This is a genomic window from Psychrobacter proteolyticus, assembly GCF_038155145.1.
In the GTDB taxonomy this organism is placed as follows: Bacteria; Pseudomonadota; Gammaproteobacteria; order Pseudomonadales; family Moraxellaceae; genus Psychrobacter; species Psychrobacter proteolyticus_B.
This window is the reverse complement of sequence record NZ_JBAKAY010000091.1, coordinates 1-228: the sequence shown is the minus strand read 5'-3', so window position 1 is coordinate 228 and position 228 is coordinate 1. Positions and strand designations below refer to the sequence as shown.

The following is a 228-nucleotide window of genomic DNA, read 5'->3' as shown; positions in this document are numbered from 1 at the left end:
ATTCATACCAACCGGGCCCGTTCAAAACAGCGCCAGTGGTTTAACAAGCAACACCGTGAAAAGAATAATGAAATAGGTCGCCAAAAGCTTAGCAAAGAGCTTGAGCGCCTATCTGTTCATGCTAATAGTATTGATCTGAACGACTATATTCAACATTTTCATGTCAATACGACCGCCGATATTATCGTGGGTCGAGTGACAGGTGATATTGGCCTGAATCAGGTGACC

At 43.9% G+C, this 228-nt stretch carries 1 protein-coding gene; it reads left to right on the top strand.

Annotated elements, in window-relative coordinates; translation table 11 throughout:
* On the top strand, window positions 1-228 hold a 228-nt coding region (locus tag V6252_RS13105; RefSeq protein WP_341610739.1), incomplete at both ends, for a hypothetical protein.